Here is a 25,653-nt window from a genome sequence, read left to right on the forward strand (position 1 = left end):
TAAACATTTGAAACATCTGGAATNCGAGTCAGTTCAATCGAAAAGTTGCCATTCTGAACAGGATTGGCAAGTTCGTTTCCATTTTCATCGTATCTACTAACGCCACTAAAAGTCAGCGCCTGATAATGAAGGGTCCCCAAAGGAATGAAGGCATCCACATTCCTGAAATACATTCCTTCCTGATTATTGAAATTCGGAACATAATGAAGCTGATCAGGTGAGCCACCTGCTTGCCGAACGGAAAAACGAAAATCCCCTGACAACGCGCTATCGTAAGTCACACCAAAGGTTTGATCAGCTGTATTTGTTGTGTACATCCAGCGTTGTACCGCACGACGGGGCCCCTCCTGACGAGCACTATAAGAGTCGGTCTCCCTATCCCATATGTCCCCTTTTGATATCGGTTTGCCAAGAATAATGGTTTGGCTTTGCAGAAAATCGGCGCCGCCACTGCCAACAACAGAATTGTTATCTGTGCCCGAGGCAGCAGGATTGCCAGTTGGATTTTCAGTTGCATGATAACGGTTAACTTCCAACTCACCCCAGAAAGCCCAACGCCAGGGATCAGAATTTGCAGGGCCACGAAACTCAAGCACACTTGGCATTACTTTACCGCCGATACCCGTTGATGAGCCGGGAGTTCCTGCTGGCTCATCAAGCCAGCCACCATCGTAATTGTAACCTTGATATTCAAATACACGCAGCATGAAAGGGTCATAAACTGATGCAAAGGCATCAACCCCAAAATCCCCATCACCGACACCCATGGGGCAGCTTAAACTCGTTACCGTTGCTCCCTGACTAGCAGAATTCCCACACCCGCCCCCTCCGGAGTTACTTGAATACCAGTCTGTTCCATAAAAATAGTTACCGCTTCCGTTGGTTTTACTGGACCCTGCACTTGTCATGGACAAGCCATAGTAACGGGCGTCGCCTCGGCGCCATCCGAAATTATTATAAGCATCAGAGGTCGGTTGTGACCCCGTTAACTCTACAAAGCTGGTTGGAGCCATCCGGAAACTAAAATCATCGAATACAAATGCTAAACCGGCACCGGTAACGTTGGCCATTTGCTCTTCTTCCATTTCCACCAAAGCATTTACCGAGGGAGCCGCCAGCAGTAAAGGGAGCATTAGTGAGAAGCCGAGAGCGGGCATTCCTTGCGTGCAGATTTCTACTGTAGTTTTGGCAGGGAAACCCCATTTAATACATCGGGACATTTTTTTTATCGTTTGCATGGTCATTTGCTTCTTGCTCCTCAAAAGCATCACAGCCCTGAACCCGGTGTAGGGGTTGTAAGAGTGATGGAGGAATAGACGGTAGCAGAAGGAATTACGGCCGTACCCAGTGTATTTTCACCCAGCATCAAATTGGCCTTAAAGTCCTGCCCCATTGATACAGGACCACCGTTGTTATAACGACTTACGTCCAGACCACTAAAGCCTTCTGTAACCCTTCCCGCGGCTGCACGACCAATCAGCATATTATTAGCGATTATGAGCTTCGGCTTGCCATCACCATCTTCATCATCAGCTCGGATATCGATAATGCCATTATCGAAAGCGATATCGCCTTCTACATTGGCAAAGCGCCAGACTACATCCGGGCGACCGGGCTCACCCAAGCTAAGGTAAGCTCCATAACCGTTTGGGTTACCAATGCCACCCTCCGTCCCCTCATTGCCCAAGACATTATTTAGTGAGCCGAACCGAGCTGCGGCGCTATAACCTAGATAATTTTTCGCGCTATTCAGCGGGCCGGTATACTGCCCTGCTTCTGCGGCCGCCCAAGTGTCATTGGGATTGGAAGGCGAGAACCTTACGTTGAGCGCGCCTTCCATATTGAAGTCAAGCAAGGCACCTTGAACAATGCGCGGGCCAATCCCGTAGCTGCCATTATCGTCCGGCAGGATGCCACCACCAAAGGTAGCCTTGTAGTTGAAACGAGTGGACGGCGATGCCAGATCAAGGCCACCACTATAGTAATCCATGTCGTTAGTGCCAGACTGTTCTTTAAGCATGATGCGGGTATCATTAGCGGCCAGCAAAAAACTGGTATCCAGGAAACCAATACCCATAGCATTACGAGGGGTTTCACCATAACCACCCGAACCAGCATCTAAACCATTAATATTAGTGTCAGCAATCATCAGATGGGTGCCATGATCCCAGTTGGAGCCTTGGCGCAACGGATCATCCTCATCAAAGGTCTGAGACATAAGCATCAGATCTGCAACAATACCGCTGTCTTGGTCGTAACTATTCCCGCCGGGATAGAGATAGATGCTGGCGTCAACATTGGCCAAGGCATAGATCAGCCCCCAGTCAAGATTTCTTTCTTTAGCCGGTATTAGATCGCCATTTCCGTCACGCTCCAAAAAGCGCACATTCCGCGAGAAGGCTTGCAGCTGGGCATCGCGCATGTAGATGGCCAGGCCACCGGTGGAGTTTGCGCCGCTGTGCTCCATGGCTGCGGTGTAGCTGCCATTACTGTAAGCACTACCGATATGGCCCGGGGTCAGGTTGATAAACTGACTGCTGTTGCCGGCACAGGTCGCTGCCGGGCCATTGTAGGCAAAGCCCCAGCAAAAGCCCCCTGCCCCTTGATCGCCATTGATAGCGTCCAGCGCGATCAACGGGAAGTGGAACGATGCCGGCTTGATGTGCAGATTATTGGCGTAGGGGTAATCAAAGCCATCATCAGCAATAGTTTCGTCACCGTAGGTGCGCTTGCCCCATAAGGTCCAGTTACCGAGCTCAAAGTTGATACGGGATTTGTCCTGACCGCTCGCACAGGTGCCACCCGGGCAGACATCCGAGGTTTCCCCCAGGCGCCAGCGGAATTCCAGATTCGGGTCGCCGATTTGTGCGGCTTCGGCACGGTCGACGAATTCCCAGCCCCCGCCAAAGTGCAAGCCGCCGGATTTGTTGGCCATGTCGTAGATGACATGACTGCCATACTCTGACGCAAGCGTTTCTGTGCCGTACCATGTACCGCCCGGACGCCAGTAAAGCTCTACATCCTTCGCGCTGCCCAACCAACCAAAGTGCATAACACCACGGCTTTTATCCGTGATCACAAAATCCTGCGATTCACCATGAATGCCCGGATCTTTATAAAGGTACTCGAAATCCAGGGCCAATTTAATTACATCGGCTTGGGTTAGCCTAGTGACGGCCTCGTTCTCTCCTGGTGTGGCAGGATTATCCACTGGGGCATTAGCCCAATCACCGCCGTAACCCGTGCGCCAGATGAAGCCGTCCTCATCAATACCCAAAGTGCCTTCAGTCATTTCCCACATGGCATGAAAGTCGTGCATGACCATTTCGGGCTCATAAGTGCTAGGGTCAGAGTTGGTGGTAATGACCTGTTTGTAGAACAGGTTGGCGTATTCCACCTGGTTCGTATGCGGGTTCAAGCCCCCGACTTCGCCTTTCAGGTAGCCTTTATCGTAATCGGCATCGAACAGACCACGATTGCGGAAGGTCATGCGCATGGAGGTATCCAATGCCCAAGAGCCGAAAGAGCGACTTTGTGCAGTAGAGGATTGGGAAGTGGGGACGCGTAATGCCGCAGCCTCCAGCCGAATGCGGTTAACGCCCATGTAAAATTGCATGAGCGGGTCGGCTCCCGTAGAGCCAAAATCCAGTTTGGTAGTGAGAATGGCCGGGCCGCCACCCAAGGTTGCACCCGTCAGATCGACTTTGCGGGCCTTGACGGTATCGAGCTGAAGGGTTGCCTTGTAGGCTTCTTCCGCTGTCGATATTCCACCGCTCTTGTCAGCATCGAAGCCATCCACATCGGTAGTCCAGCCCGCTGATGTTGCCTCCCATCCCGCATCAGGCGTTTGAACAACCACGGTAATGCCGTCCCGGCCAGATACTTCAGACATGGAATCATCGCTCATGGCCGTCAGGCCGTAAGCAGACAAGGGATGAGCCAATACGGCCGCGCCCAGCAATAATCCTGTATAGAACGTATTTCGACGCACTGTGACCCCATGATTGTTGTTATTAGCCTTTGCCGAGGCGTGAACGATATGGTCAGGGCTTACGATATTTAGTCACAAGGCTACACAGCGCCAAACCTTATGGCAACACTTGTTAACGAAAACACTACACAGTATCTTTATTATTAATCCATAAATATCAGCAGCTTATGCAAGATAAACAGACTATTTACCAGGCCTATGCATGCTTGTACTCTTTACCCAGAAAACAGCTTGTTACCAAAGTGCACAAACGGCACCGGAATATTCCGATTGGATATGTTTCATTCAGCTTGACGCTCAAGGCTGATGATCCCTGCTCAAGAGCAACTGGATAAGAAACCAGGGTTGCCGTAGTCGGAGAAGGACCGCTTATGGATCTGGTGTTTGGTGCAGGGAACCAAGGTGGCTATGTAGTGGTCAACTAATACCGGACAGTGATTTAGGTTTTTCCTCGGCCACCGCAGGGGCGATTCCGCTGTTGTAGCTGTGAGGCCTGTGGTGATTGTAGTAACCCATCAGATAGTCACCGATATCTTTCTTTGCTTCAGGCAAGTTGCGGTAGCCCATTGTCGGCACCCATTCTGACTTCAGGCTACGGAACAGCCTTTCCATTGGCGCATTATCCCAGCAGTTGCCCCGCCGGCTCATGCTTTGCTGCATCCGATAGCGCCACAACCGCTGCCGGAACATGCGACTGGCATATTGGCCGCCCTGATCCGAGTGGAACATGACTTTCTCAGGCTGACCTCGTTGCTCCCAGGCATGATCCAGGGCCTTCACCACCAGATCTGCATCCGGGTGGCTGGAGATGGCCCAGCCCACAACTCGCCGGGCGTAGAGATCCAGCACGACAGCTAGGTAACTCCAGCCTTTCCCCGTCCAGATATAGGTGATATCTCCACACCACACCTGATTCGGGGCTGCCACCGTAAACTCTCGATCCAGATGGTTCGGTATATCGGGCCGCTCTACTGTCGCCTGCTTGTAAGCATGAGGCCCGGGCTGCTTGCAGATCAGCCCGAGTTCACGCATAAGACTGCGTACCTTGAAACGGCCAATTTCCTCCCCCTGCTCATTGAGGAGCCCTTGTATCGTACGGCTTCCCGCCGAACTGCGACTCTGATTGAACAAGCGGTTCACTTTGGCTTTCAAGGCCACCCTCTCCACATCAATACGACGGCACCGCTTACGATGTTCGTAGTAACAGGAACGATGCACATTAAACGCTGAACAGACCAATTCCACAGGCTCCCGCTCACTTAACTGGTCAATCAGCGCGTACGATTCCAGTCGTCCGACATCAAGAGAGCAGTAGCCTTTTTTAGAATGTTCTTCTCCCGTTCCTGGCGCTCACACCGAGCCTCAAGCTCCTGTATCCGGCGCTGCTCCGGGGTAAGAGCCTTGCCTTTGGGGGTAACACCTTGACGTTCCGCCTCAAGCTGCTTGACCCAGCGCCGCAGCGCGCTCTCAACTACACCAAGCGATGTGCTGGCTTGGGAAACAGTGTAGCCTTGATCCAACACCAAGCTGGCGGCTTCCTGCTTGAACTCAGGAGTAAAGGAACGTCGTTTTCTGGTCATCTGGCACCTCGATTAAGGTGGTAACTTTACCACCTATGTTGGTGTCCGGATTCATTAGACCACTACACTATAGCCCAAGCGTGAAAGTGTCGTATCGCGCCGCAAGGGACGTTATTCGCTACGCTCACCCTACGGGCCGACTCTCGGTCGCTGCTCCGCTGCGCTGCTACAGGACCACCAGCATGTGCATAAATTCATGCACTGGCATGGAGGCCAGGGACTGGGGATTATTGCAGGCGTCGAGGATGTGTTGCGCCCGTGTTGGCGGGAAGCAGGTCAGCAAATTCTGGTGGAACTTGCTCTTCAGCACGGGCATGCCCTCCTCTCTACGGCGTCGATGGCCTATGGGGTATTCCACCTCAGCAACATCCGTTTTTGTACCGTCGCTGAAAAAAACCTGTATCGCATTGGCGATGGAACGCTTATCCGGGTCGAGGTAATCGCGGGTGTACTCTTCGCTTTCCACGACTTCCATTTTATTCCGCAGGGTGTCGATCATCGGGTTGTTGGCGTGGAAGCTGTCTTCGTAGTGGTCGGCATTGAGGTCCCCCATGATCAAGGGCACGGCAATCATGTACTGCAGGCAATGGTCCCGGTCCGCCGGGTTGGCCAGTGGTCCCTCTTTGGAAATGATGCGGATGGCTGATTCATGGGTGGTTACGACAATTTTGTCGATCTCATCCAGGCGGTTTTTTACCTCCGGATGCAGCAATACCGCAGCCTCGCATGCCGTTTGCGCGTGGAACTCGGCCGGGAAGCGAATTTTAAAAAGGATGTTTTCCATCACGTAAGAGCCATAACCGCGCTGGAAGCTGAATTGACGCTGTTCTTCCGGCTTGATGGCCTGGTCCTTGTTGGTCTTGCTGAACAGCACATCGTAGAACCCCCACTGGGGGGCAGTGAGCGCGCCCGGAATTCCCATTTCACCGCGCAGGGCGATATCTGCAAGACGCACCGCCCGACTGGTGGCATCCCCCGCTGCCCAGGATTTTCGTGAGCCCGCATTGGGGGCATGGCGATAAGTACGCAGTGCCTGGCCATCCACCCAGGCATGGGAGACCGCAGACAGCATCTGCTCCCGATTGCCACCCATGAGGTGTGAGACCACCGCGGTGGATGCAACCTTGACCAGCAACACATGATCCAGGCCGACGCGGTTGAAGGAATTTTCCAGCGCCAGCACGCCCTGAACTTCATGGGCCTTGATCATCGCTTCCAGAACAGCCTTCATGGTCAAGGGCGGCTCACCGTTCGCTACCCGTTTTTGTGAGAGATAATCGGCTACCGCCAGAATGCCGCCCAGGTTATCCGATGGGTGCCCCCACTCTGCAGCGAGCCAGGTATCGTTGTAATCCAGCCAGCGGACCATGCAGCCGATGTCCCAGGCCGCTTTTACGGGATCCAAACGGTACGGGGTGCCGGGAACCCGAGCCCCGTGAGGCACCACAGTGCCCTCCACTATCGGGCCAAGATGCTTGGTGCATTCCGGAAAACGTAGGGCAAGGAACCCGCAACCGAGGGTGTCGAGCAAGCAATAGTGCGCGGTTTGCCAAGCTTCTTCCGATTCGATGCGGTAATCGCGAACGTAGTCAACAATGTCCTGAATGACTTGATCGTAATCGGGTCGCAGGTTCTGATCGGTATTGCTGGCCATGGTAGACGCCTCCCTGGATCGGTTGGCTTTCAGGGTCTCCCCCGGGATGGCAGAGGGTCAAGCATTGCCGGGGGTTAATTGAGCGGCTTTTACAGTTGCAGATCGGGTTCACCCAAGGGCACAGAAAGGCAAAGCCGTAACCCGACAATGAATTTGTCGGATTACGCCTTCAGGCTAATCTGACCTACAGTGGCTACCCGTTTCAGCTGGCGTTACCTAGAAGCAGTCTCCGGGGATGCGGACATTGCCTTCCATCAACACACGGGCGCTACGGCTCATGCTGGCTTTGGTGGCCGTCCACTGCCCATCGATCTGTTTGGCCCCCGCGCCAACCCGCAGCGTGCCCGACGGATGACCAAAGGTAACGCTGTCGCGTTCGCCACCGCCAGCCGCCAGATTGACCAGGGTGCCGGGCACTGCCGAGGCACTGGCGATGGCAACCGCAGCGGTGCCCATCATGGCGTGGTGCAGCTTGCCCATGGACAGCGCACGCACCAACAGGTCCACATCTTCTTCACCAATTTGCTTGCCGCTGGAGGCGGCGTAGCTCTTGGGCCTGGAGACGAAGGCAATCTTCGGGGTGTGCTGTCGCGCCTGGGCTTCTTCAATGTTGTCGATCAGTCCCATGTGCTTAGCACCGTAGGCACGGATCGTTTCAAACCTCTGCAGCGCTTCCTTGTTTTCGTTGATGTCACCCTGCAGCTCGGTACCGGTGTAACCGATATCTTCTGCATTGACGAAAACGGTAGGAATACCGGCATTGATCATGGTGGCCGGGAAAGTACCAACGCCCGGAACCTCCAGCTCATCAACCACATTGCCGGTGGGGAACATGGCGCCCTCCCCGTCTGCCGGGTCCATGAAGTCCACTTTTACTTCGGCGGCCGGAAAGGTTACGCCGTCCAGTTCAAAATCGCCGGTTTCCTGAACTTCACCATTGGTAATGGGAACGTGGGCAATGATGGTTTTCTGGATATTGACCTGCCAGATGCGCACAATCGCAATGCCGTTATCAGGGATTCGGTCAGCAGACACCAGGCCGTTATTGATGGCAAAAGCCCCCACTGCTGCTGTCAGGTTGCCACAGTTGCCGCTCCAGTCCACGAAGGGTTTATCGATGGAAACCTGGCCAAACAGATAATCCACGTCGTGATCGGCCTTTTCACTTTTCGCCAGGATTGCTGACTTGCTGGTGCTGGACGTGGCGCCGCCCATGCCATCGGTGTGTTTGCCGTAAGGATCGGGGCTGCCGATCACCCGCAGCAGAATCTTGTCGCGGGCTTCGCCGGGAACCTGTGCGGCTTCAGGCAGATCCGTCAGGCTGAAGAAAACGCCTTTGCTGGTGCCGCCACGCATATAGGTAGCGGGGATTTTAATTTGTGGGGCGTGAGCCATTGTATTGCTCCCTTTAAAAAACCCCGGCGGGACTGCCCGGCGGGGTTACATTGTTCGTTTGCAAACAAACATCGACAAACAGTCGGCGGAGATTGGCTAACGCCAATTTCCGCCCTACTGTTGCCGCCTAACCCGCTTCCGCCATGAACTCGTTGGCGAATTTTTGCAGGATGCCACCGGCGGAATACACGGACACTTCTTCTGCCGTATCCAGGCGACACAGCACCGGGATGCGCTCTACGTCACCGTTGGCACGGTGCATGACCAGTGTGAGCTCAGCCCGCGGAGCCGGGGTGCCTTCCACATCAAACGTTTCCGTACCGTCGATGTTCAAGGTCTTGCGCGTTGTCCCTTCCTCGAACTGCAGGGGCATTACCCCCATGCCGATCAGGTTGGTGCGGTGGATACGTTCGAAGCCTTCAGCCACGATGGTTTCCACCCCGGCCAGCGCTACACCCTTGGCGGCCCAGTCACGGGACGAGCCCTGACCGTAGTCGGCACCAGCGATAATGATCAGCGGCTGTTTACGCTCCATGTAGGTTTCAATGGCTTCCCACATGCGCTTCACTTCGCCTTCCGGCTCAACCCGGGCCAGAGAGCCCTGGATCACATTGCCCGCTTCATCCTTGACCATTTCGTTGAACAGTTTCGGATTGGCCAGCGTGGCACGCTGGGCAGTCAGGTGATCGCCACGGTGGGTTGCATAGGAGTTGAAGTCTTCTTCCGGCAAACCCATCTTGTCCAGGTACGCCCCTGCCGCACTGTCCAGCAGGATCGCGTTGGACGGCGACAAGTGGTCCGTGGTGATGTTGTCCGGCAGCACAGCCAGTGGACGCATGCCTTTGAGCGCGCGGGCTTCGGCCATGGTCCCTTCCCAGTAAGGCGGGCGGCGAATGTAGGTGGACTGTGGACGCCAATCGTACAGCGGGCTCGCTGCACGTACACCATCGCCTTTTTTCTCGAACATGGGAATGTAGGTCTTGCGGAACTGCTCCGGCTTCACCGCAGATTTAACGATCGCATCGATCTCTTCATCAGACGGCCAGATATCCTTGAGCATGATCGGGTTGCCGTCCTGATCGTGGCCCAACACATCCTTCTCGATGTCGAAACGAATGGTGCCGGCGATAGCGTAAGCGACTACCAGTGGCGGAGATGCCAGGAACGCCTGCTTGGCGTAGGGGTGAATCCGGCCATCAAAGTTCCGGTTGCCCGACAGCACAGCGGTGGAATACAGATCACGCTCGATCACTTCTTTCTGGATTTCAGGATCCAACGCGCCGGACATGCCGTTACAGGTGGTGCAGGCAAAGGCCACCACATCGAAGCCTAGCTGCTGCAGCTCGGGCAGAAGGCCTGATTCTTCCAGGTACATTTTTACCGTCTTGGAACCGGGCGCCAGAGAGCTCTTAACCCAGGGCTTACGAATCAAGCCCAGCTTGTTGGCGTTACGGGCCAACAGACCCGCACCGATGATGTTGCGCGGGTTTGATGTATTGGTACAGCTGGTAATGGCAGCGATGATCACGGCGCCGTCAGGCATCAGGCCTTCTTCCTGCTTCCATTCCTTGGCAATGCCACGGCTGCCCAGCTCGGAGACCGGCAGTAAAGAGTGAGGATTGGAAGGACCTGCCAGGTTACGACCAACGGATGACAGATCGAACGACAACACGCGTTCGTATTCCGCTTCTCTCAAACCGTCAGCCCACAGGCCGGTTTCCTTGGCGAACTTTTCTACCAATGCCACCTGATCATCTTCACGGCCGGTGAGGCGCAGGTACTCAATGGTCTGATCATCGATAAAGAACATGCCAGCGGTAGCACCGTATTCCGGTGTCATGTTGGCAATGGTAGCGCGATCGCCAACGGACAAGCTGTCGGCCCCTTCGCCGAAGAATTCCAGGTAGGCACCAACAACACGTTCTTTACGCAGGAATTCGGTCAATGCCAGCACCAGGTCGGTACCGGTGATACCCGGATGCAGCTTGCCGGTCATCTCCACACCAACGATATCCGGCAGACGCATCATGGACGGATTACCAAGCATGACGTTTTCGGCTTCCAGGCCGCCAACGCCTACAGAAATGACGCCAAGCGCATCCACCATGGGGGTGTGGCTGTCAGTGCCCACACAGGTATCCGGGAAGGCCACGCCATCGCGCACCTGTACCACCGGAGACATCTTTTCCAGGTTGATCTGGTGCATGATGCCGTTACCCGGGGGGATCACATCCACGTTATCGAAGGCGGTTTTAGTCCAGTTGATGAAATGGAACCGGTCCTCATTGCGGCGCTCTTCCACCGCGCGGTTCTTTTCGAACGCGCCCTCTTCAAAACCGGGGTGCTCCACGGCCAGGGAGTGGTCAACGATTAACTGGGTCGGCACCACCGGGTTCACCTGGGACGGATCACCGCCCTTCTCGGCGATGGCATCACGCAGGCCGGCCAAGTCTACCAGCGCGGTCTGGCCGAGAATGTCATGGCAGACAACGCGGGCCGGATACCAGGGAAAGTCCAGGTCGCGTTTGCGTTCGATGAGCTGCTTGAGCGCACCGGTCAAATCCTGAGGTGCACAACGGCGCACCAGCTGCTCTGCCAGAATTCGGGAAGTGTATGGAAGTTTTGCATAGGCCCCAGGCTGGATCGCATCGACCGCCGCGCGGGTGTCGAAATAGTCCAGCTCGGTGCCGGGTAGGGATTTGCGGTATTCGGTGTTCATAGCCTGGGGATCTCTTGTCTGGGTGAATCTTGGGATCTATATCTCCGTAGGAGGCTGCTTGCAGGCGAACCCTTCGCTTGCAAGCAAGCTCCTACAGTAAGAGCGAATCAACCCCGCTCAGCGATCGGCGTTACCGCCCGCAGTTCTTCACCGGTGTAATCCGCGCTCGGACGAATAATGCGGTTGTCTGCACGCTGTTCCATTACGTGGCCGGCCCAACCGGTCAGGCGGCTCATCACGAAAATCGGGGTGAACAGCTTGGTCGGAATGCCCATGAAGAAATAGGCAGACGCATGGAAGAAATCGGCGTTGCAGAACAGTTTCTTCTCGCGCCACATGACTTCTTCACAACGCACGGACACCGGATACAACACGGTATCGCCCACATCCTGGCCCAGCTTTTCGGCCCACTGTTTGATGATGGCGTTGCGCGGATCGGATTCGGTATAGATTGCATGGCCAAAGCCCATGATCTTCTCTTTACGCTCCAGCATGCCCATCATTTCTTTCTCGGCATGATCCGCATCGGTGAATTTTTCGATCATGTCCATGGCCGCTTCGTTGGCGCCACCATGCAGCGGGCCACGCAGGGTGCCGATAGCACCAGTGATGCAGCTGTGAATATCGGACAGTGTGGAAGCGCAAACACGGGCGGTAAACGTAGAGGCATTGAACTCATGCTCTGCATACAGAATCAGCGAAACGTTCATAACACGCTCATGCAGCTCGTTGGGCTTCTCGCCACGCAGCATGTGCAGGAAGTGCGCACCGATAGAGGCATCGCCAGTGTTTTCGTCAATACGCACACCATCGTGACTGAAGCGATACCAGTAACAGATGATGGACGGGAAACAGGCCAGCATGCGATCGACACAAGCTTCCTGGGTCGGGAAGACACCCATCGTGCTAGTGTCTTCCTGTTCCAGATTGCCCAGCATGGAACAACCGGTGCGGATCACGTCCATGGGGTGAGCCTCTTTCGGAATCTGCTCGAGAACGGTTTTCAGTTCTGTTGGCAGGCTTCGCAGACCTTGCAGCTTGGTCTTGTAGGCATCCAGTTCAGCCTGAGTCGGCAGCGCGCCCTTGAGAATCAGGTGCGCCACTTCTTCAAATTCACAGTTTTCCGCCAGATCCTTAACGTCGTAACCGCGGTAGGTCAGGCCTGAGCCAGAAACACCTACAGTGGAAAGTGCGGTTTTACCGGCTACCTGGCCACGCAGACCTGCGCCGCCGAGTTTTTTTGCTTCTGCCATGATCTATCTCCTTTTGAATCTTTTGTTCAACCGCCGTGGCGGAATCTTTTCTGTAGGAGCGGCGCTTGGGCCGCGAAGGGCTGGCAACGTTGGTCGCGGGTTCGCGGCTCAAGCGCCGCTCCTACAATGATCGTGTTCGCTTAACCCTTGCCCTTGGCGAAGAGTGCATCCAGTTTCTGCTCATAATCGTGGTAGTTCAGGAAATCATACAGCTCCATACGTGTCTGCATGATGTCTACCACGTCTTTCTGGTGGCCCTGTTCACGGATGCTCTGGTACACCTGCAGCGCCGCTTTGTTCATGGCACGGAAAGCGCTCAGTGGATACAGGACCATATCGGCGCCGGCCTCGGCCAGCTCTTCGCGGCTGAACAGCGGGGTGGCACCAAATTCGGTAATGTTTGCCAGTAATGGCGCATCGCCCAGGCCTTTCTTGAAGGCTTGATAATCTTCCAGGGTATGTACTGCTTCTGCGAAGATACCGTCAGCACCAGCGTCGATGCAGGCACGAGCACGCTCAATCGCTGCTTCCAGACCGTCTTTCTGGAAGGCATCGGTACGGGCGATGATGAAAAAATCGTCGTCAGTCTTGCCATCAACGGCCGCTTTTACCCGGTCGACCATTTCTTCCTGGGAGACGATTTCCTTGTTCGGGCGGTGGCCGCAGCGCTTCTGGGCAACCTGATCTTCCAGGTGTACCGCACCAGCGCCGGCCTTGATCATTTCCTTAACGGTGCGGGAAATGTTGAACGCCCCACCCCAGCCAGTATCAATATCCACCAGCAGCGGCGTTTCCACGGCACTGGAGATACGACGCACGTCTTCCAGCACATCGTTCATGCTGGTCATGCCCAGGTCCGGCATACCGTAACTGGCATTGGCCACACCGCCACCGGACAGGTAGATGGCACGGTAGCCAACCTGTTCCGCCATCATTGCCGCATAGGCGTTGATGGTTCCCATGATTTGCAGGGGCTTTTCTTCCGCGAGCGCTTTACGGAAGCGGCCGCCGGCGGTCAGGTTTGCTGACATGGCGTTCTCCTAGTTATCCGATTTCAGGTTTTCCGCCTTGTGAGCGGCATATTGGGTTTCGATGTTCTTGCGGGCACTACTGATATGGCGGCGCATCAACAGTTCCGCCATCTCGCCATCGCGAGCTTCAATGGCTTCCACGATACGGCGATGTTCGTTAAGGGCTTTCTGGGGACGATTGGCCACCGAGCTAAACTGATAACGGTACATGCGCACCAGATGGTAAAGCTCACCAATCAGCATCTGGCTGAGGGTCCCGTTGTGGCTGCCCTGGATAATGCGGTAATGGAAATCCAGGTCGCCCTCTCGCTGGAAATAGGCGGTGTCCTGTTGCAGATCCTGCTGCTGCTCATGCTGGGCCAGCACGTCATAGAGGCCGTTGACTTCCTCAGCGGACATTTGCTCAGCAGCCAACCGCGCCGCCATGCCTTCCAGCGCTTCGCGCACATGGTAGATTTCGATGAGGTCATCGAAGCTCAGGGAGGCAACACGAGTGCCCACATGGACAACACGCTCTAACAGCTTGCGGGATTCGAGGCGACGGATGGCTTCGCGGAGCGGGCCACGGCTGACACCGTAGCGCCCTGCCAGCTCGGTTTCGCTGACTTTGGAGCCGGGCGGAATCTCGCCACGCACAATATCGTCCTGCAAGCGGGCGAAAACCCGATCAGCCAGGGTACGTGCAGATTCCGGTGCAGTGACAGACATAAAAAAGCCCGATTGTTGACAATTTCAACGACCGGGCTGGACTTTACGCCCTAACAATAGGGACTTCAAGGGCAATTGTTGACAATGCCTGACTTAAACCATCAAGGCACCAGTGGATCGCAGCCACCGCCGGGGGCGCCGGCAAAGAACTGCACGGCGCCACGCCCAATGGAAAACAGGAAGGCTTGCTGATCATCGCTAAGCGTTTCACCTTCCGCAAGCGCCTCCCGCCATTCCTTCGACTGGATAACGGGGTAGAAATCATCAACCCAGGCAGCACGGACCTTGTTATCAAAACCGGTAGAATCATTGGGACCGCCTGTACGATACAGCGGATAACAAGCGTCATTCATGTCTACTCGCCCCAGAATAGTGACACCGAAGTTTGCGGCACCACTGTTTTCTGCCCCCGGCGCCAACAGCAAAGTGAGGTTAGCGCTTCTGTTTGAATTATCAGGATCTTCAAGGGTGCGACTCACAAAGCCCACATCCCACTGGTCGCAATTTCCAAGCGGCCCGGCAGTGACCAGACCATTATCCGGATTACCCGCATCACTAACCACCGCGACACAAAACTCCGTGGTATTGTCGACATCGCTTGCCACTCTAGGCATTTCCTCTTCAACAGGAACCAGAATTTCTGTTGGATAGTTTTCGCTTGCACTATCGCCTATTTCAAATTCCTCATTATCTATAGGACGGCATGTAGACCCGGCCTCATCAATATCCTCTTGTAAACATGCCCGCATCAAACGAACAGTGAAGGGACCAGCCGCCGACAGATCATTAATATATGCTTGATCAGGAACGACTTGGGGCACGGTAAGCACTTCCGAAGTGAGAGGCAATTCAACGTCATCGCCGCCCAGCAAGCGGCCTGTCGCCTCACCTTTTTCGGCTTCCTGTAAATCCGGGCTTAATGAGGGATAATCGCGCTGTATATCATTTTTGGTGTCATCTTCAGCCCGGTCGGGCAGAAAAGCACTATAAATTCGCTTATTGAGAAAGCGTCCTTTGAAACTAATCTGTACATCTGCCCCGGCCTCGACCGAGAGAACCTCACCATCCAGTTGCAGTGTTTCATCGACAGTCGCATTTTGCGAAAACGCCACAAGGGTGGTGAGTGTTTCCAGGTCTTCACCCTCACCCTGCGTCTTCACAGCCTTACCCAAGCCCAAAACGCGGCCGTTGGGTAGTATCAAAGGAGGCTCAGCAGTGACTTCCTGCCCATCTACAATGGTCCCATCAGGGAAGCGCAAGTCTATACCCACAATAGAGTCCGGAAGCTGATCACAAAACAGCAGCGAAATTTGGCTTCGGCAGGTATCAAAGCGGTAATTTCCGGCGAAAGAATAACGGTCGGCCTCTAGCACATTTGCCAAGGGAATAGCCGAGCTTGGATTAAGCTGCGCGACACCGCCCGCTACCGCGTCATTCACCTCTGCGAAATAACCGTTACCCTCAGCACCATTCCCCCAAGCTGCCAGAAAATCATTATAATCTTCCAGCTCAAAGGTTTCCTGAAGCGCTGTATCAGTCGACACGTTGCTGTCGCCAACCGCCTGCTCCACTAAAGCTTCAGCCACGTCATGGGCCTCATTCGGAATATTTACAAAAGCCTCATTGGCGGAATCTGTATCCAGCCCTTGAATGAACGCAGCCACATTTCTCACCTGCGCTGACACCGTGGCTGCTTCCCTTCTAGGTGAAATCACCAAATCAGAAACCGTCACTGTATAACTTTCCGCCAAGGCGTCGGCAGGGAACACAAGCTCACCCAAAGAAATATAGTGGCCTTCAAATAACGCATCGCCGACCAAAAACTCTACTCCACTGGTGCCGGCAGGACATAAAGCGTTAAAAGCAGGAATAGTCACTTGCGCACCAGTACTGCTGACGGATTGCTCTTCATCTTGATTGGTGAAATAGACGACATTGCTCCCCGTACAGCTATACCCAAGGTTATGCACCCGCGGCCCAACCAGCTCGACCAGCACCTCACCACGGGTATTAGGCTGACAACCAGCACCGGCCGGGCAACCTGGAATAGTTGCATCAGAGAAATCTTCGCCGCCATTGCAACCGGCCAAACCCATCGATAGTGCTGCCAGAATTAAAATAAATCGCATACGTTATACCTGTGAGCTCGCGATATGGTTGTTAGGCCTGCTATGGTGCAGACAGAACCAGTTCGCCTTCAATTACCTGTTTCAAGCCATCAGAAGCTGGCCGAGCGTCCAAATAAGGAAGAAAAACAATGAGATAGTGTTGACCCTGTTCACGCTCCAAGGTTCCCTGCAGGTACCCGTAACGATACCATGTTTCCGGGTATTTCCTGCTAAACGGCTGATCAATCATCATGACCGGCACGCCTTTTGAATTCAGCCATAACAACTCTGCACCCAAATACCCTTTCTTTCTGATAAAGGATACCAGGGAAACCTCCGACACCTCGTCGGCCGGAGCGAAGGCCACTGCCCGCCATGGCGAATCGCCTTTCAAAACCAGACTTTCACGATCAAACGTCACGACACTCTCTGCGCCTGGCTCCAGAGGCTTGGCCGTCTCAATAAGATGCATACAGCAATCTGCCCGTAATGCTCTGTAGGTCTCCAAAAACGCGTCCTCGGCAACCTCTTCATAAGGAGCAGGAGCGTCCTGAGCGGCTTTACGCTCTGCTTTCATATCCAAAGGACGACTGACTAACTGACCCATTTCATCCACATAGGTAATGAAACGCTCATTCTCTCTTGCCGCCAATTCCTCATCGACTTCTTCACTGGGGCGGTAATCATCAACATCGCTCTGCGAAAACGCTTCGGAGGTCGGGTCGACTTTTGAGGTTACAGCTGCGCTCTGCTGGTAGGCCTCTCGTCCACCATTTTTTGGCGCGGCCTTTGTCTCCGCGCGCCGCATTGTTACCAGATTTCCTTGGGCGTCAGTGTATACGTAAAACCCTTCGCTATTGCTCCTCGTGTTACCAGATTGATTCTGGCAAGCACTCAGCAAAAGCAGCAGAGATAACAGGGCTAATCGTTGCATAGAGTTGCCGGTGGTTATCAGGCTCATCGCCTGCAAACCTCCGCTATAAACATTTCTTACAGCAGATTTTTTGCAAACGAACATTTCTTGCCTACAAACTAGAATTTGGTTCGGAACGCCAAGCCGACGATAGTCACCGTCGCTTCAGTCTTGATGTCCAAACCTGCATACGGGTTGTACACAACATTGTCGATCCCTGTGCAGTTGGCAGCACAACTCGTGTTAGCAGGGATTTCATCTTTGCTGCGCAGCTGGCCGATACCAAGATCGATATCTGTATCTTTATCCCATTTATAACCCAGGCCCAAGCTGTAATAACGTGCTTCATTAATCGGCACCATGGGGCTTCTTCTATCTTCAGGAATTGCTGACGCTCGGGGCTCATAACCTGCCCTTAACTGAATTCGACCGGTCAAATCATATGCTGCACCAAACGCCAGGTTCCACGTGGACTGGAAATTCAGTGGGTAACTTAACTGTGTAGACGTGGAGCCAGGCGAAAACAGTCGTGCCAGACTCAGCACCGCAGAACTACGGTCGAAGACGATATTGAATGCGTCCCACTCTTTGTAGTCCGCCCAAACCGCATCGACATTAAGTTGCAGTCGTTCGGTGGGCTTGAATTTGATACCTGTCTGAAAAGTAGCTGGCATGGTTAAATCCATGCTTACCTTGCCCACTTCCTCTTCAGGAACGTAGGAGGGAATACCCAATACAGCCAAGGCAATGGCACCGGTTGCCGAGCCACCAATACCATTAATGGTGGAGCGCGCGGCGTTGGAATAGGAAATTTTGTAATCCCCTTTCATGTGCGTTTTAGCCTCTGAACGCCACACGGCTCCCCATGCAAAGCGATCATTCGGCTCCCACAACACCCCCAGGTTATAGGACGGACTGAAACGCTGGTCCATGGAGACATCCAGCGAGGCAAGGTTTTTAAACGGCCCAAGGCCTTCCTCAGGGCGACAAATACCAAAAAGGATCAGGTCGAGCGCAATATTTGACTCCCCCTGGAAGGGAGCACAGATACTTTCATCAAGAGTTCGTGCAAACCCCAGCAGTTCGTTAGGCGCTCGGAAATCCTGCTCCAGAGCGATCGCCTGAAAGCTCATGCCGATGGAAGCACCCAGCATAAGCTCATCGTTAACCCGATAGCCCACAGAAGGCGACAGATAGGTGATGCGCTCCAGCGCCATACGCTCACCCATATAGTTACCCACATCATCTTCATCCCGGTAGAACCCAGCTGCCAGCGGCAAATAGGTTGCGGTACCAAAGGTGAATTTAGAGCCAGCTGGTCGAATAGAAAATGAAGGAAGCGGCCCGGCAATAAGCGGCCCAGGCGGCAGATCTACCGTATCATTAATAAACGGCACATACAGAGAAATGCCTTCCACCGTACTGGTTGCAGATTTGAACTCGCGACAGTAATCCACGCCATCATCGGGAGCATCGCTACAGACGATGGGGTCGTCCGAAAACCCAAAAACGTTATATCCTGGCGGCGCTGAAAACTCTGACTCCAGCTGAAAATCCGCACCCACGAACTGCAACTCCACACGGCGACCATCCAGCTTCGCCAAGCCAGCCGGATTGAAGTGAATGGCCATAATCCCGGGAGGATCAGCGGTAACCGCATGCCCCATACTCATTGCTCTCACATCAAGAGCGATGTTGTTAGCAAGCTGGGCATGAGTCAGCCCCACCGCCAAACTGGCAATCAGGCCAAGCAGTTTCACGCCAAGCTGCTTATTGTTCTTTTTCATGGCATACCCCTTCCGACTGCTTGTAACGGCTTAAGCACCTGGCTTCAGGCCTGAGAAATCGATCGGCATAGAAATGCCAAGCAGCACATCTGGGGAGTCTTCGGTTAAACCAAAGCCAAAACTCAAGTTCACAATGCGGTTGCTGGAAGTACGCAAGCCCAGTGACGTATTCACGACACTGGATGTGGAATCTTCTGACTGAGCGGAATAACTTTCGAAAATAAAATTGGTATCGAAATTATACGATTGCTGATAACTCGCGCTCAGGGACACCTCATATGAAAGCGCATACGCAAAGCCCATGGAGAAATTCAGGCTATCGCCCGGCTGCACTTCGCGCAGAATCTGGTTTCCTCGCAGCTGATTCAACCCGGTGGCGTCAAACGCGTAGGTGTACCCTACAGAGCCGAAAAGCACGACTGGATCAATAACTTTACTCGCGCTGACGCCAGCACCCAAAGAGTAATACCCCGAGCCACTCGACACCTCTTCACGCGTATTAATGTCGTAGGGGCTATCCCCTGTTGGCGTACTCAACGTGGTATACAAAGTGGTATTCATTGCGCCTGGTTTTACCGGAAAGGGCTGATAACGCAAGCTGAATGAAACATCGCCCAGCGCCGCTTGAGAGACATCTTTCTGGGTATCGTATTTATAGGAGACAGGCAGGCGCGTGTTAAACGTCAGGTTATTCCAGATACCGTAATCAAGGGAAAGAGACGACGAAAAAGCGTGCTGTGCATCCTGCTCGACCCGGAACCGGCTAATGCTGCCTGAATTTTCATCAATCGCGATATCAATACGATCATCACGATAATAATTGTAATTGGCAGAGAAATTGAGCGACATCTGGCCACTTGGCAAAAGCGAGTATTGTTTTTCCGCTGCCTGGAACACCTCTTCCAGGTTTTTTTCCTGCGTGACATCATCTTCTTGGGTCTGCAAGGCATCACGTGCTTCTTCCACGCTATCTGCCGCCCAGGCAACATGCTGCAACAACATGAAAGCAGCAGTTGCTGCAACCTTCCCAGACATCATTTTCATGCAAGCCTTCCTTTGTTCTGGTTGTTATTAGCCACTGCAGGCTTTATTTGTGGAAGTAGGTTCGCGTCGGCACGTTAATTACGCGTTTGCTACCGTCGTCTTCTGTGATCTGCACTCTCTCGAGAGTACTGGCCTTGTCTGCCCAGTTTTCTATTGGCGCAGTAAACACTGGAAACACTTCGAATGCCCAACGGTTAATGGTTCGTTCATCCATCAGGCGCAGATCATAATCCGTTAACTGGAGCCCATCCTGAGGCTCAAAACCGTTCGGGAACACGATAAAGAGTACGTTTTGATCCCAGACTTCCTGAAACTTTGTCTCACTGAAACTGATATTCCCCAAAGCAGGATCGGCAACATAGACATGGCCATTCTGATACTTCTTAAGCACAACGAAATGCTTAAACCCACCATAAGCGATCGGAACAATAGCGGGGTGATCCAGCGTCTTAATATCTGACATTTCGGCTCTAAACCCCCCACTAGGGTGGCCCAGTGCTGTCGCCAGACGCTTCATATCAAGAAGGGAAAATCCTCGGCGCTCGACAATCTTATCCGTTTCACCAAATCGCAACAGCCCTTCCATGATCTGGCGCTCCTGGAACTGGCGTCCAAGATACTGATTAAGCACCGTCGTAAGGGCTGCAGAGCCACAGGAATAGTCATACGCCTGGCGCGTAACATTGTGATAACGGAACTCAGATACCGGTTTAACCACGATATCCCGTTCACGTAATGGCACTGGTGTCGTCGGGTGTTCGTAGTAGACCTCCCCTTTCTTGGGGGGTTCGATCACAACAGACTCATTGGCTGCAAAAAATATCAGCGCCACACCCAGCATGGAAGTCAGCATCTATGGCATCCAGCATTATTGTTATTGTTTGTGTCCAATATGGTCAGACATGTTAACCACGTCACCCAGCACAGGCAACCATGTTAATTCGCCGAAGAAGCAAAGACGCGAGCTTAGCGGTCATTCCAAGTGCTCGCCACCATCGCAACTTATAAAATCAATGGGTTACAACCCGCTCAGGGACATAAAGACTGCGACCACACACCCTTCCCCATTGGCAACTCACATTAGGCTACACGGAAAGGTCATACCCATAACGCTCAGCAGTCGCTTTGAATTGTGGCAATACAGGCTCCAGCCATGGAGCGTAATGCCTCCAGCGGCCAACTGAATCGGTGTAAATTTTCTGGGTCACCCCGCCATAGCTGGGCGTGGCCAAGGTTTTCCTTTGTTTCGCATGCAGGTCAAAATCCAGAACGGCGTCATCCCACGGTAGACCGAGGAAAGACAGTATCTTTTTTGCCTCTGCACCCAAGTCCGCCACCACATCCTCATAGCGAATTGTGTGCATACGCTCGGACAAGGCAAAGACATCCTCATATTGCCAAAGCAAGCTCATAACATTTCTGTAAAATGTCGCCGCCACCTCCAGATCCACAAAATTGGCCATGGACTCATTCATCTGAAAGGACTGCATGTAACCACTAAGCACACTGTCGCAAGGGTGGCGTACGGCAACAATAAATTTGGCCTTCGGAAACAAGCGAAGAATCAAGCCGATTTCCACCGAGTTCAGCGGCATTTTATCGATCAGCAATTTCCGTTTGTCTCGCCGCAGCCGCTCGCTTACCACCTGAAAATAGGTGCTACGAAGCGCTTTAATCTGGCTTTCTGGTATATTGCTCATATAGCGGAAACCGGCAAGCCATTGCTCTTTCCAGCCCTGGGACGCCTTCATGGCGCCATCCTTTATGGCCGACGCATTTAGCCATGGGATCAACGCCTGCATCACTCTCGCTGTCGTTGGCGGCTCTTCCAGCGCCTGAATGCCTGCATGAGCGTCCAACACCTGTTCCAGCAATGTGGTTCCCGAGCGAGGAAAGCCAACCAGAAATACTGGCTCATTATCCGTAAAATAATGCTCCCATTGCGCGACCCACTCCTTGTCGTAAAGCGAGCGATACACCTCAATCCGCCTGCGCAGCGGATTCTCGGCAATATTTTGGGTCTTGGCCAGGATGCTGTTGGCACGCTTGAAGGCGGCAAACGCCTCCTCATAACGGCCCAATGCATCCAGTGCCTTGCCCACTACTTTCCAGGCACTGGCCACGTATTGATCCTCTGGCAAGGATTGTAGCACTGGCTCGATGCTCTCAATCACCGCTTGGCGGTCCTTGAGTTGCAGCAATACCGTCGCCCTGAGATACCAATGCCGTGAATTCCCTGACACCGCTTCCAGCTCAGCCTGGTGATCCAGCGCCTGCATCGCCTCCTCCGGTCTCAGCAAATGCTCAAGCGCTTCCGCTTTGGCCAGCCAAACCCAAGCCATGGAAGCCGACGACAATTTCTCGATCTTGTGAAGTGCCACCAAGGCATCCGACCAGCGCGCCGAAGCACGAAACAGCTTGTAACGCAGCTCCCAACCCTGCCATTCGCCGCTCCTGTGTTTTATCACACGGTCAACCAAGGGCTTAACCAAGCTGGCGCTATCCTTTGCGAGTGCCGCATCCACTATGGTGTGCAGGCAGCCATAATCCCAAACGCCTTTTCCCGCCAAGGCTGTTAGCACCTCAACGGCCCTCACAAGCTGCCCAGCCCGGCAGAGCTGTGCAACCTGCCCTCGCAACTGTTCTACCGTTATCCTTTTCTGCATTCAACGACGCCTATAGATCTGCCTTCCTCGAAACAAAAAAATACCCGGGCAAGCCCGGGTATTTTTCAACTCGCAACCGAAGTTGCAGCCGTTATTAGTGACCAGAGATGGCCACCGTAGTACCACCGAGATCAAGACCAGTCAGGTAGACATTACCCAGAGCCGCCGCAGAGCCATCACCCAAAGTCAGACGGGAGATGTCAACACCAACATCATTCGCGGTAGTGCTCACCGTAAGCTCCAGACCGGTTGAGGTCAGGTTGGCAGTAGTATTATCGGTGCCATCACCGAGTACCAAGTTATTAACGGAGATGTTTTCTGCCCCAATCCAGCCGGCATTGCTAGTACCGCCATACAGCTGAACATCATCCAAAGACACGTTTACGGTACCGCTCAGCTCAAGGAAGTTGGCGGTGCCAACAGCAGGTGTACCTGCATCAGGACCCAGCTGCATAATCAAATCTGAAGCAGCTAGTGTCAAAGTACCAACGCTCAACACCTCAGTGGAATTTGTAATATCACCAAGGCGAGAGTTGTCAGCGCTTGCACCAGCGGTCGCTGCGCTGGAACCCTGAACGCCAATCGACAAATTAGTCAGAGTGATGTCATTGGGGATACCAATAGCAACTTGAAGTACACCAGTGTTTGCGCCAGTGGCAGAACCGCCCGCATCGATATCGATCGTAACACCGTCCAAATCGACATTAAGACCAGCGATGGTCATGAAACCAGCACCGCCGTCAGCACCATCCAGGCCGTCTGTATCTTCAATCCACACGTCGGTTGTGATGCTACCGTCAATGGTCATGCTGATACCGTCCTGACCCGTCACGCTGGACAGGGCTTCATCCTGCATCGGCTCGAGAGCCAGGGCGCTCATCGGCGCGACGGCTACAGCGGCAGCCAGAGCAAGTTTCTTGAAATTCATATTGTTCTCCTCGTGTGCACAACGTTGTTGTAATGCTTATGTGCGCCCCAGTCTTCGCAGAGCACGTAGTTACGTTAACACAACAGTTACAAAAACAAATATGCCCGTTACAAAATGGTTTTGGCCACAAAGGCATACCTATCTATCTGTAATCATTGAATTTTATCTAATTTGGCACATCCGTAGCAGGTTCTCGCCCGATACGGTGTCGTGCCCTTTCCGTCTGAACTGTTACCCGCAGTAACAGGATTGGGCATCGTTGCGTTACAGGGTTAGACTAGCCAACCCATTTTACTCTGGCCGGCCATGACTTTCCGTTGCGTTTTTCAATCTGATGGCGAACTACGCTGGCTCGGCGAGCCAGATGCGGTGCTGCGCGCGCGCTCTCGGGCTGAGCTGCAGCAGTTACAGGCCAGTGTGGAGCAAGCGCTGGCGGGGGATTTTTGCTTCGCTGCTGGCATCCTGCCCTATGAGGCCGGTGCCGAATTGCAGGGATTAACGGCTGCGCACTACTCGGCATGGGTCTACCTGTATAAGGATGCGCCCGGCAGAAACGAACCGGGTGATTCCTGGGCAACAGAAACAAAGCCAGCCAGCTTTGCTCTGACATCCGCGTTTCAGCCCGAACAAACGCGGAATGACTATCTGGACAGCCTTGCCAGGATCCGTGATTACCTGCGCGCGGGAGACTGTTACCAGGTCAATCTTGCCCAACGTTTTTCAACCCGCTTCAGGGGCTCCACCCTGGAAGCCTGGCTGGCATTGCAACAGGCCCACCCTGCTCCGCACAGCTGCTTCTTCAAGAACGAGGATGGAAGCAGTGTATTCGGGGTCTCTCCGGAACGGTTTCTCTCCATCAGGAATCGGCAGGTAATTACGGAACCGATCAAGGGCTCCCGGCCACGAGGGCGCACCCCCAAAGAGGATGATTTTTTGGCCGACGAGTTGCAGGCCAACCCCAAGGATCAGGCCGAGAACCTGATGATTGTGGACTTGCTCCGCAATGATCTGGGCATCAGCTGTGAATCCGGCAGCATCCAGGCATCCCCGCTTTTCGAACTGCGCCGGTTCAGTAATGTGCAGCATCTGGTTAGCACCATCACTGGCACCCTGAAGGCTGATATCACTCCGCTTCAGGCCTTGTTGAGCGCCTTTCCGGGGGGATCGATTACTGGGGCACCCAAAAAACGAGCCATGGAAATCATCGCCGAGCTGGAGCCGGTACCCCGCGGGGCCTATTGCGGCAGCTTCTTCTGGATGGATGACCAAGGGAACCTGGACAGCAATATCCTGATTCGCACCCTGCAAACCCAAGGCGACAATCTCTATTGCCACGGCGGAGGAGGCATTGTTTTCGACTCGATACCCGAGGCGGAGTATGAAGAGAGCCGCTTCAAGGTTGCCAGGCTGATGGGCGCCCTGGAAGACAGGTTTATGTAGGGCCACATCGAGCAGCACGCCTCACCAACAGAAAAGCCGCACCCAAGTTTGGTCGCGGCTTTTCATTTCAAGGTTTCATAGACTCGCTTCGCGTTGTTGCATGAAGCGTGTTGCGTGCAGCGTGCCCTACAGCGGAATATCACGCTCGCTGGCTTTGATGATCTCTTTCTTCAGGTCGTCGTAGCTGTGCACTGCCGGAAACTGCGGAAACTCGGCGATCACGTTGTCTGGGGCATGGAACAGGATGCCCTGCTCGGCTTCACCCAGCATGGTGGTGTCGTTATAGGAATCACCGGCGGAAATGACCCGGTAGTTCAGGCTGTGGAACGCAATAACCGAGGCCCGCTTCGGGTCTTTCTGGCGCAGTTTGTAGTCGGTGATCCGGCCTTTCTCGTCCACTTCCAGGCGATGACAGAACAGGGTCGGCCATCCCAGC

General features: G+C 53.9%; 17 protein-coding genes. 1 reads left to right on the forward strand and 16 read right to left on the reverse strand.

What is annotated here, in order from left to right; genetic code table 11:
- Nucleotides 1-1,267: 1,267 nt before the first annotated feature.
- The 15 genes from A3730_RS16085 to A3730_RS16160 form a co-directional block, all read right to left on the reverse strand.
- Nucleotides 1,268-3,907, reverse strand: a complete 2,640-nt coding sequence (locus tag A3730_RS16085) for a hypothetical protein (protein WP_156496710.1) — start codon at nt 3,905-3,907, stop codon at nt 1,268-1,270.
- 501 nt (nt 3,908-4,408) lie between these two features.
- A protein-coding gene (locus A3730_RS16090; RefSeq protein ID WP_156496711.1) for an IS3 family transposase occupies nt 4,409-5,571 on the reverse strand; the annotation gives its coding sequence in 2 pieces (ribosomal slippage) (nt 4,409-5,316 and nt 5,316-5,571; 1,164 coding nt in all).
- Between the two features lie 166 nt (nt 5,572-5,737).
- Nucleotides 5,738-7,225 (reverse strand): bifunctional 2-methylcitrate dehydratase/aconitate hydratase, encoded by a 1,488-nt coding sequence (locus A3730_RS16100; RefSeq protein WP_063518786.1) that lies wholly within the window; start codon nt 7,223-7,225, stop codon nt 5,738-5,740.
- Nucleotides 7,226-7,441: 216 nt separating this feature from the next.
- A complete protein-coding gene (gene prpF / locus A3730_RS16105) occupies nt 7,442-8,620 on the reverse strand; it encodes a 2-methylaconitate cis-trans isomerase PrpF (RefSeq protein WP_063521527.1) in 1,179 nt (392 codons plus the stop codon).
- Between the two features lie 127 nt (nt 8,621-8,747).
- The gene (acnD, locus tag A3730_RS16110; protein ID WP_063538449.1) at nt 8,748-11,339 is read right to left on the reverse strand and encodes a Fe/S-dependent 2-methylisocitrate dehydratase AcnD; all 2,592 of its coding nucleotides are present in this window, start codon (nt 11,337-11,339) and stop codon (nt 8,748-8,750) included.
- Between the two features lie 107 nt (nt 11,340-11,446).
- Nucleotides 11,447-12,592, reverse strand: a complete 1,146-nt coding sequence (gene prpC / locus A3730_RS16115) for a 2-methylcitrate synthase (protein ID WP_063518586.1) — start codon at nt 12,590-12,592, stop codon at nt 11,447-11,449.
- Nucleotides 12,593-12,732: 140 nt separating this feature from the next.
- A complete protein-coding gene (gene prpB / locus A3730_RS16120; RefSeq protein ID WP_063538451.1) occupies nt 12,733-13,623 on the reverse strand; it encodes a methylisocitrate lyase in 891 nt (296 codons plus the stop codon).
- A 9-nt stretch (nt 13,624-13,632) separates the two neighbouring features.
- Nucleotides 13,633-14,331, reverse strand: coding sequence for a GntR family transcriptional regulator (locus A3730_RS16125; RefSeq protein WP_063518588.1), 699 nt, complete (start codon nt 14,329-14,331; stop codon nt 13,633-13,635).
- Nucleotides 14,332-14,432: 101 nt separating this feature from the next.
- The gene (locus tag A3730_RS16130) at nt 14,433-16,460 is read right to left on the reverse strand and encodes a hypothetical protein (RefSeq protein ID WP_156496646.1); all 2,028 of its coding nucleotides are present in this window, start codon (nt 16,458-16,460) and stop codon (nt 14,433-14,435) included.
- Nucleotides 16,461-16,500: 40 nt separating this feature from the next.
- Nucleotides 16,501-17,400 (reverse strand): hypothetical protein, encoded by a 900-nt coding sequence (locus A3730_RS16135; RefSeq protein ID WP_156496647.1) that lies wholly within the window; start codon nt 17,398-17,400, stop codon nt 16,501-16,503.
- Between the two features lie 71 nt (nt 17,401-17,471).
- Nucleotides 17,472-19,139, reverse strand: coding sequence for an OmpP1/FadL family transporter (locus A3730_RS16140; protein ID WP_063518591.1), 1,668 nt, complete (start codon nt 19,137-19,139; stop codon nt 17,472-17,474).
- A gap of 30 nt (nt 19,140-19,169) precedes the next feature.
- Nucleotides 19,170-20,183 carry a flagellar protein FilC gene (locus A3730_RS16145; RefSeq protein ID WP_082872420.1) on the reverse strand — a complete coding sequence of 338 codons (1,014 nt, stop codon included), beginning with the start codon at nt 20,181-20,183 and terminating at the stop codon, nt 19,170-19,172.
- A 43-nt stretch (nt 20,184-20,226) separates the two neighbouring features.
- On the reverse strand, nt 20,227-21,036 hold the full coding sequence (locus A3730_RS16150; RefSeq protein WP_063518592.1) for a C39 family peptidase: 810 nt from the start codon (nt 21,034-21,036) through the stop codon (nt 20,227-20,229).
- 232 nt (nt 21,037-21,268) lie between these two features.
- On the reverse strand, nt 21,269-22,849 hold the full coding sequence (locus A3730_RS16155; RefSeq protein WP_063518593.1) for a sulfotransferase: 1,581 nt from the start codon (nt 22,847-22,849) through the stop codon (nt 21,269-21,271).
- A gap of 94 nt (nt 22,850-22,943) precedes the next feature.
- Nucleotides 22,944-23,777: a DUF6160 family protein gene (locus A3730_RS16160; protein WP_063518594.1), complete on the reverse strand. Its 834-nt coding sequence runs from the start codon at nt 23,775-23,777 to the stop codon at nt 22,944-22,946.
- A 306-nt stretch (nt 23,778-24,083) separates the two neighbouring features.
- Here A3730_RS16160 and A3730_RS16165 point away from each other — a divergent pair, with 306 nt between their 5' ends.
- Nucleotides 24,084-25,217 carry an anthranilate synthase component I family protein gene (locus tag A3730_RS16165; RefSeq protein WP_063518595.1) on the forward strand — a complete coding sequence of 378 codons (1,134 nt, stop codon included), beginning with the start codon at nt 24,084-24,086 and terminating at the stop codon, nt 25,215-25,217.
- A 126-nt stretch (nt 25,218-25,343) separates the two neighbouring features.
- Here A3730_RS16165 and thrH read toward each other — a convergent pair.
- Nucleotides 25,344-25,653, reverse strand: a 310-nt coding sequence (gene thrH, locus A3730_RS16170; RefSeq protein ID WP_082872421.1) for a bifunctional phosphoserine phosphatase/homoserine phosphotransferase ThrH, incomplete at its 5' end; no start/stop codon positions are given.

Source organism: Alcanivorax sp. HI0044, from assembly GCF_001634945.1.

Coding starts and splice junctions, on each gene's coding strand:
- A3730_RS16155 (WP_063518593.1), bottom strand. CDS start 22,849: ATGCAGAAAAGGATAACGGTAGAACAGTTGCGAGGGCAGGTTGCACAG.
- A3730_RS16160 (WP_063518594.1), bottom strand. CDS start 23,777: ATGAATTTCAAGAAACTTGCTCTGGCTGCCGCTGTAGCCGTCGCGCCG.
- A3730_RS16140 (WP_063518591.1), bottom strand. CDS start 19,139: ATGAAAAAGAACAATAAGCAGCTTGGCGTGAAACTGCTTGGCCTGATT.
- A3730_RS16135 (WP_156496647.1), bottom strand. CDS start 17,400: ATGAGCCTGATAACCACCGGCAACTCTATGCAACGATTAGCCCTGTTA.
- prpC (WP_063518586.1), bottom strand. CDS start 12,592: ATGGCAGAAGCAAAAAAACTCGGCGGCGCAGGTCTGCGTGGCCAGGTA.
- prpF (WP_063521527.1), bottom strand. CDS start 8,620: ATGGCTCACGCCCCACAAATTAAAATCCCCGCTACCTATATGCGTGGC.
- acnD (WP_063538449.1), bottom strand. CDS start 11,339: ATGAACACCGAATACCGCAAATCCCTACCCGGCACCGAGCTGGACTAT.
- A3730_RS16145 (WP_082872420.1), bottom strand. CDS start 20,183: ATGAAAATGATGTCTGGGAAGGTTGCAGCAACTGCTGCTTTCATGTTG.
- A3730_RS16130 (WP_156496646.1), bottom strand. CDS start 16,460: ATGCGATTTATTTTAATTCTGGCAGCACTATCGATGGGTTTGGCCGGT.
- prpB (WP_063538451.1), bottom strand. CDS start 13,623: ATGTCAGCAAACCTGACCGCCGGCGGCCGCTTCCGTAAAGCGCTCGCG.
- A3730_RS16150 (WP_063518592.1), bottom strand. CDS start 21,036: ATGCTGACTTCCATGCTGGGTGTGGCGCTGATATTTTTTGCAGCCAAT.
- A3730_RS16085 (WP_156496710.1), bottom strand. CDS start 3,907: ATGAGCGATGATTCCATGTCTGAAGTATCTGGCCGGGACGGCATTACC.
- A3730_RS16165 (WP_063518595.1), top strand. CDS start 24,084: ATGACTTTCCGTTGCGTTTTTCAATCTGATGGCGAACTACGCTGGCTC.
- A3730_RS16125 (WP_063518588.1), bottom strand. CDS start 14,331: ATGTCTGTCACTGCACCGGAATCTGCACGTACCCTGGCTGATCGGGTT.
- A3730_RS16100 (WP_063518786.1), bottom strand. CDS start 7,225: ATGGCCAGCAATACCGATCAGAACCTGCGACCCGATTACGATCAAGTC.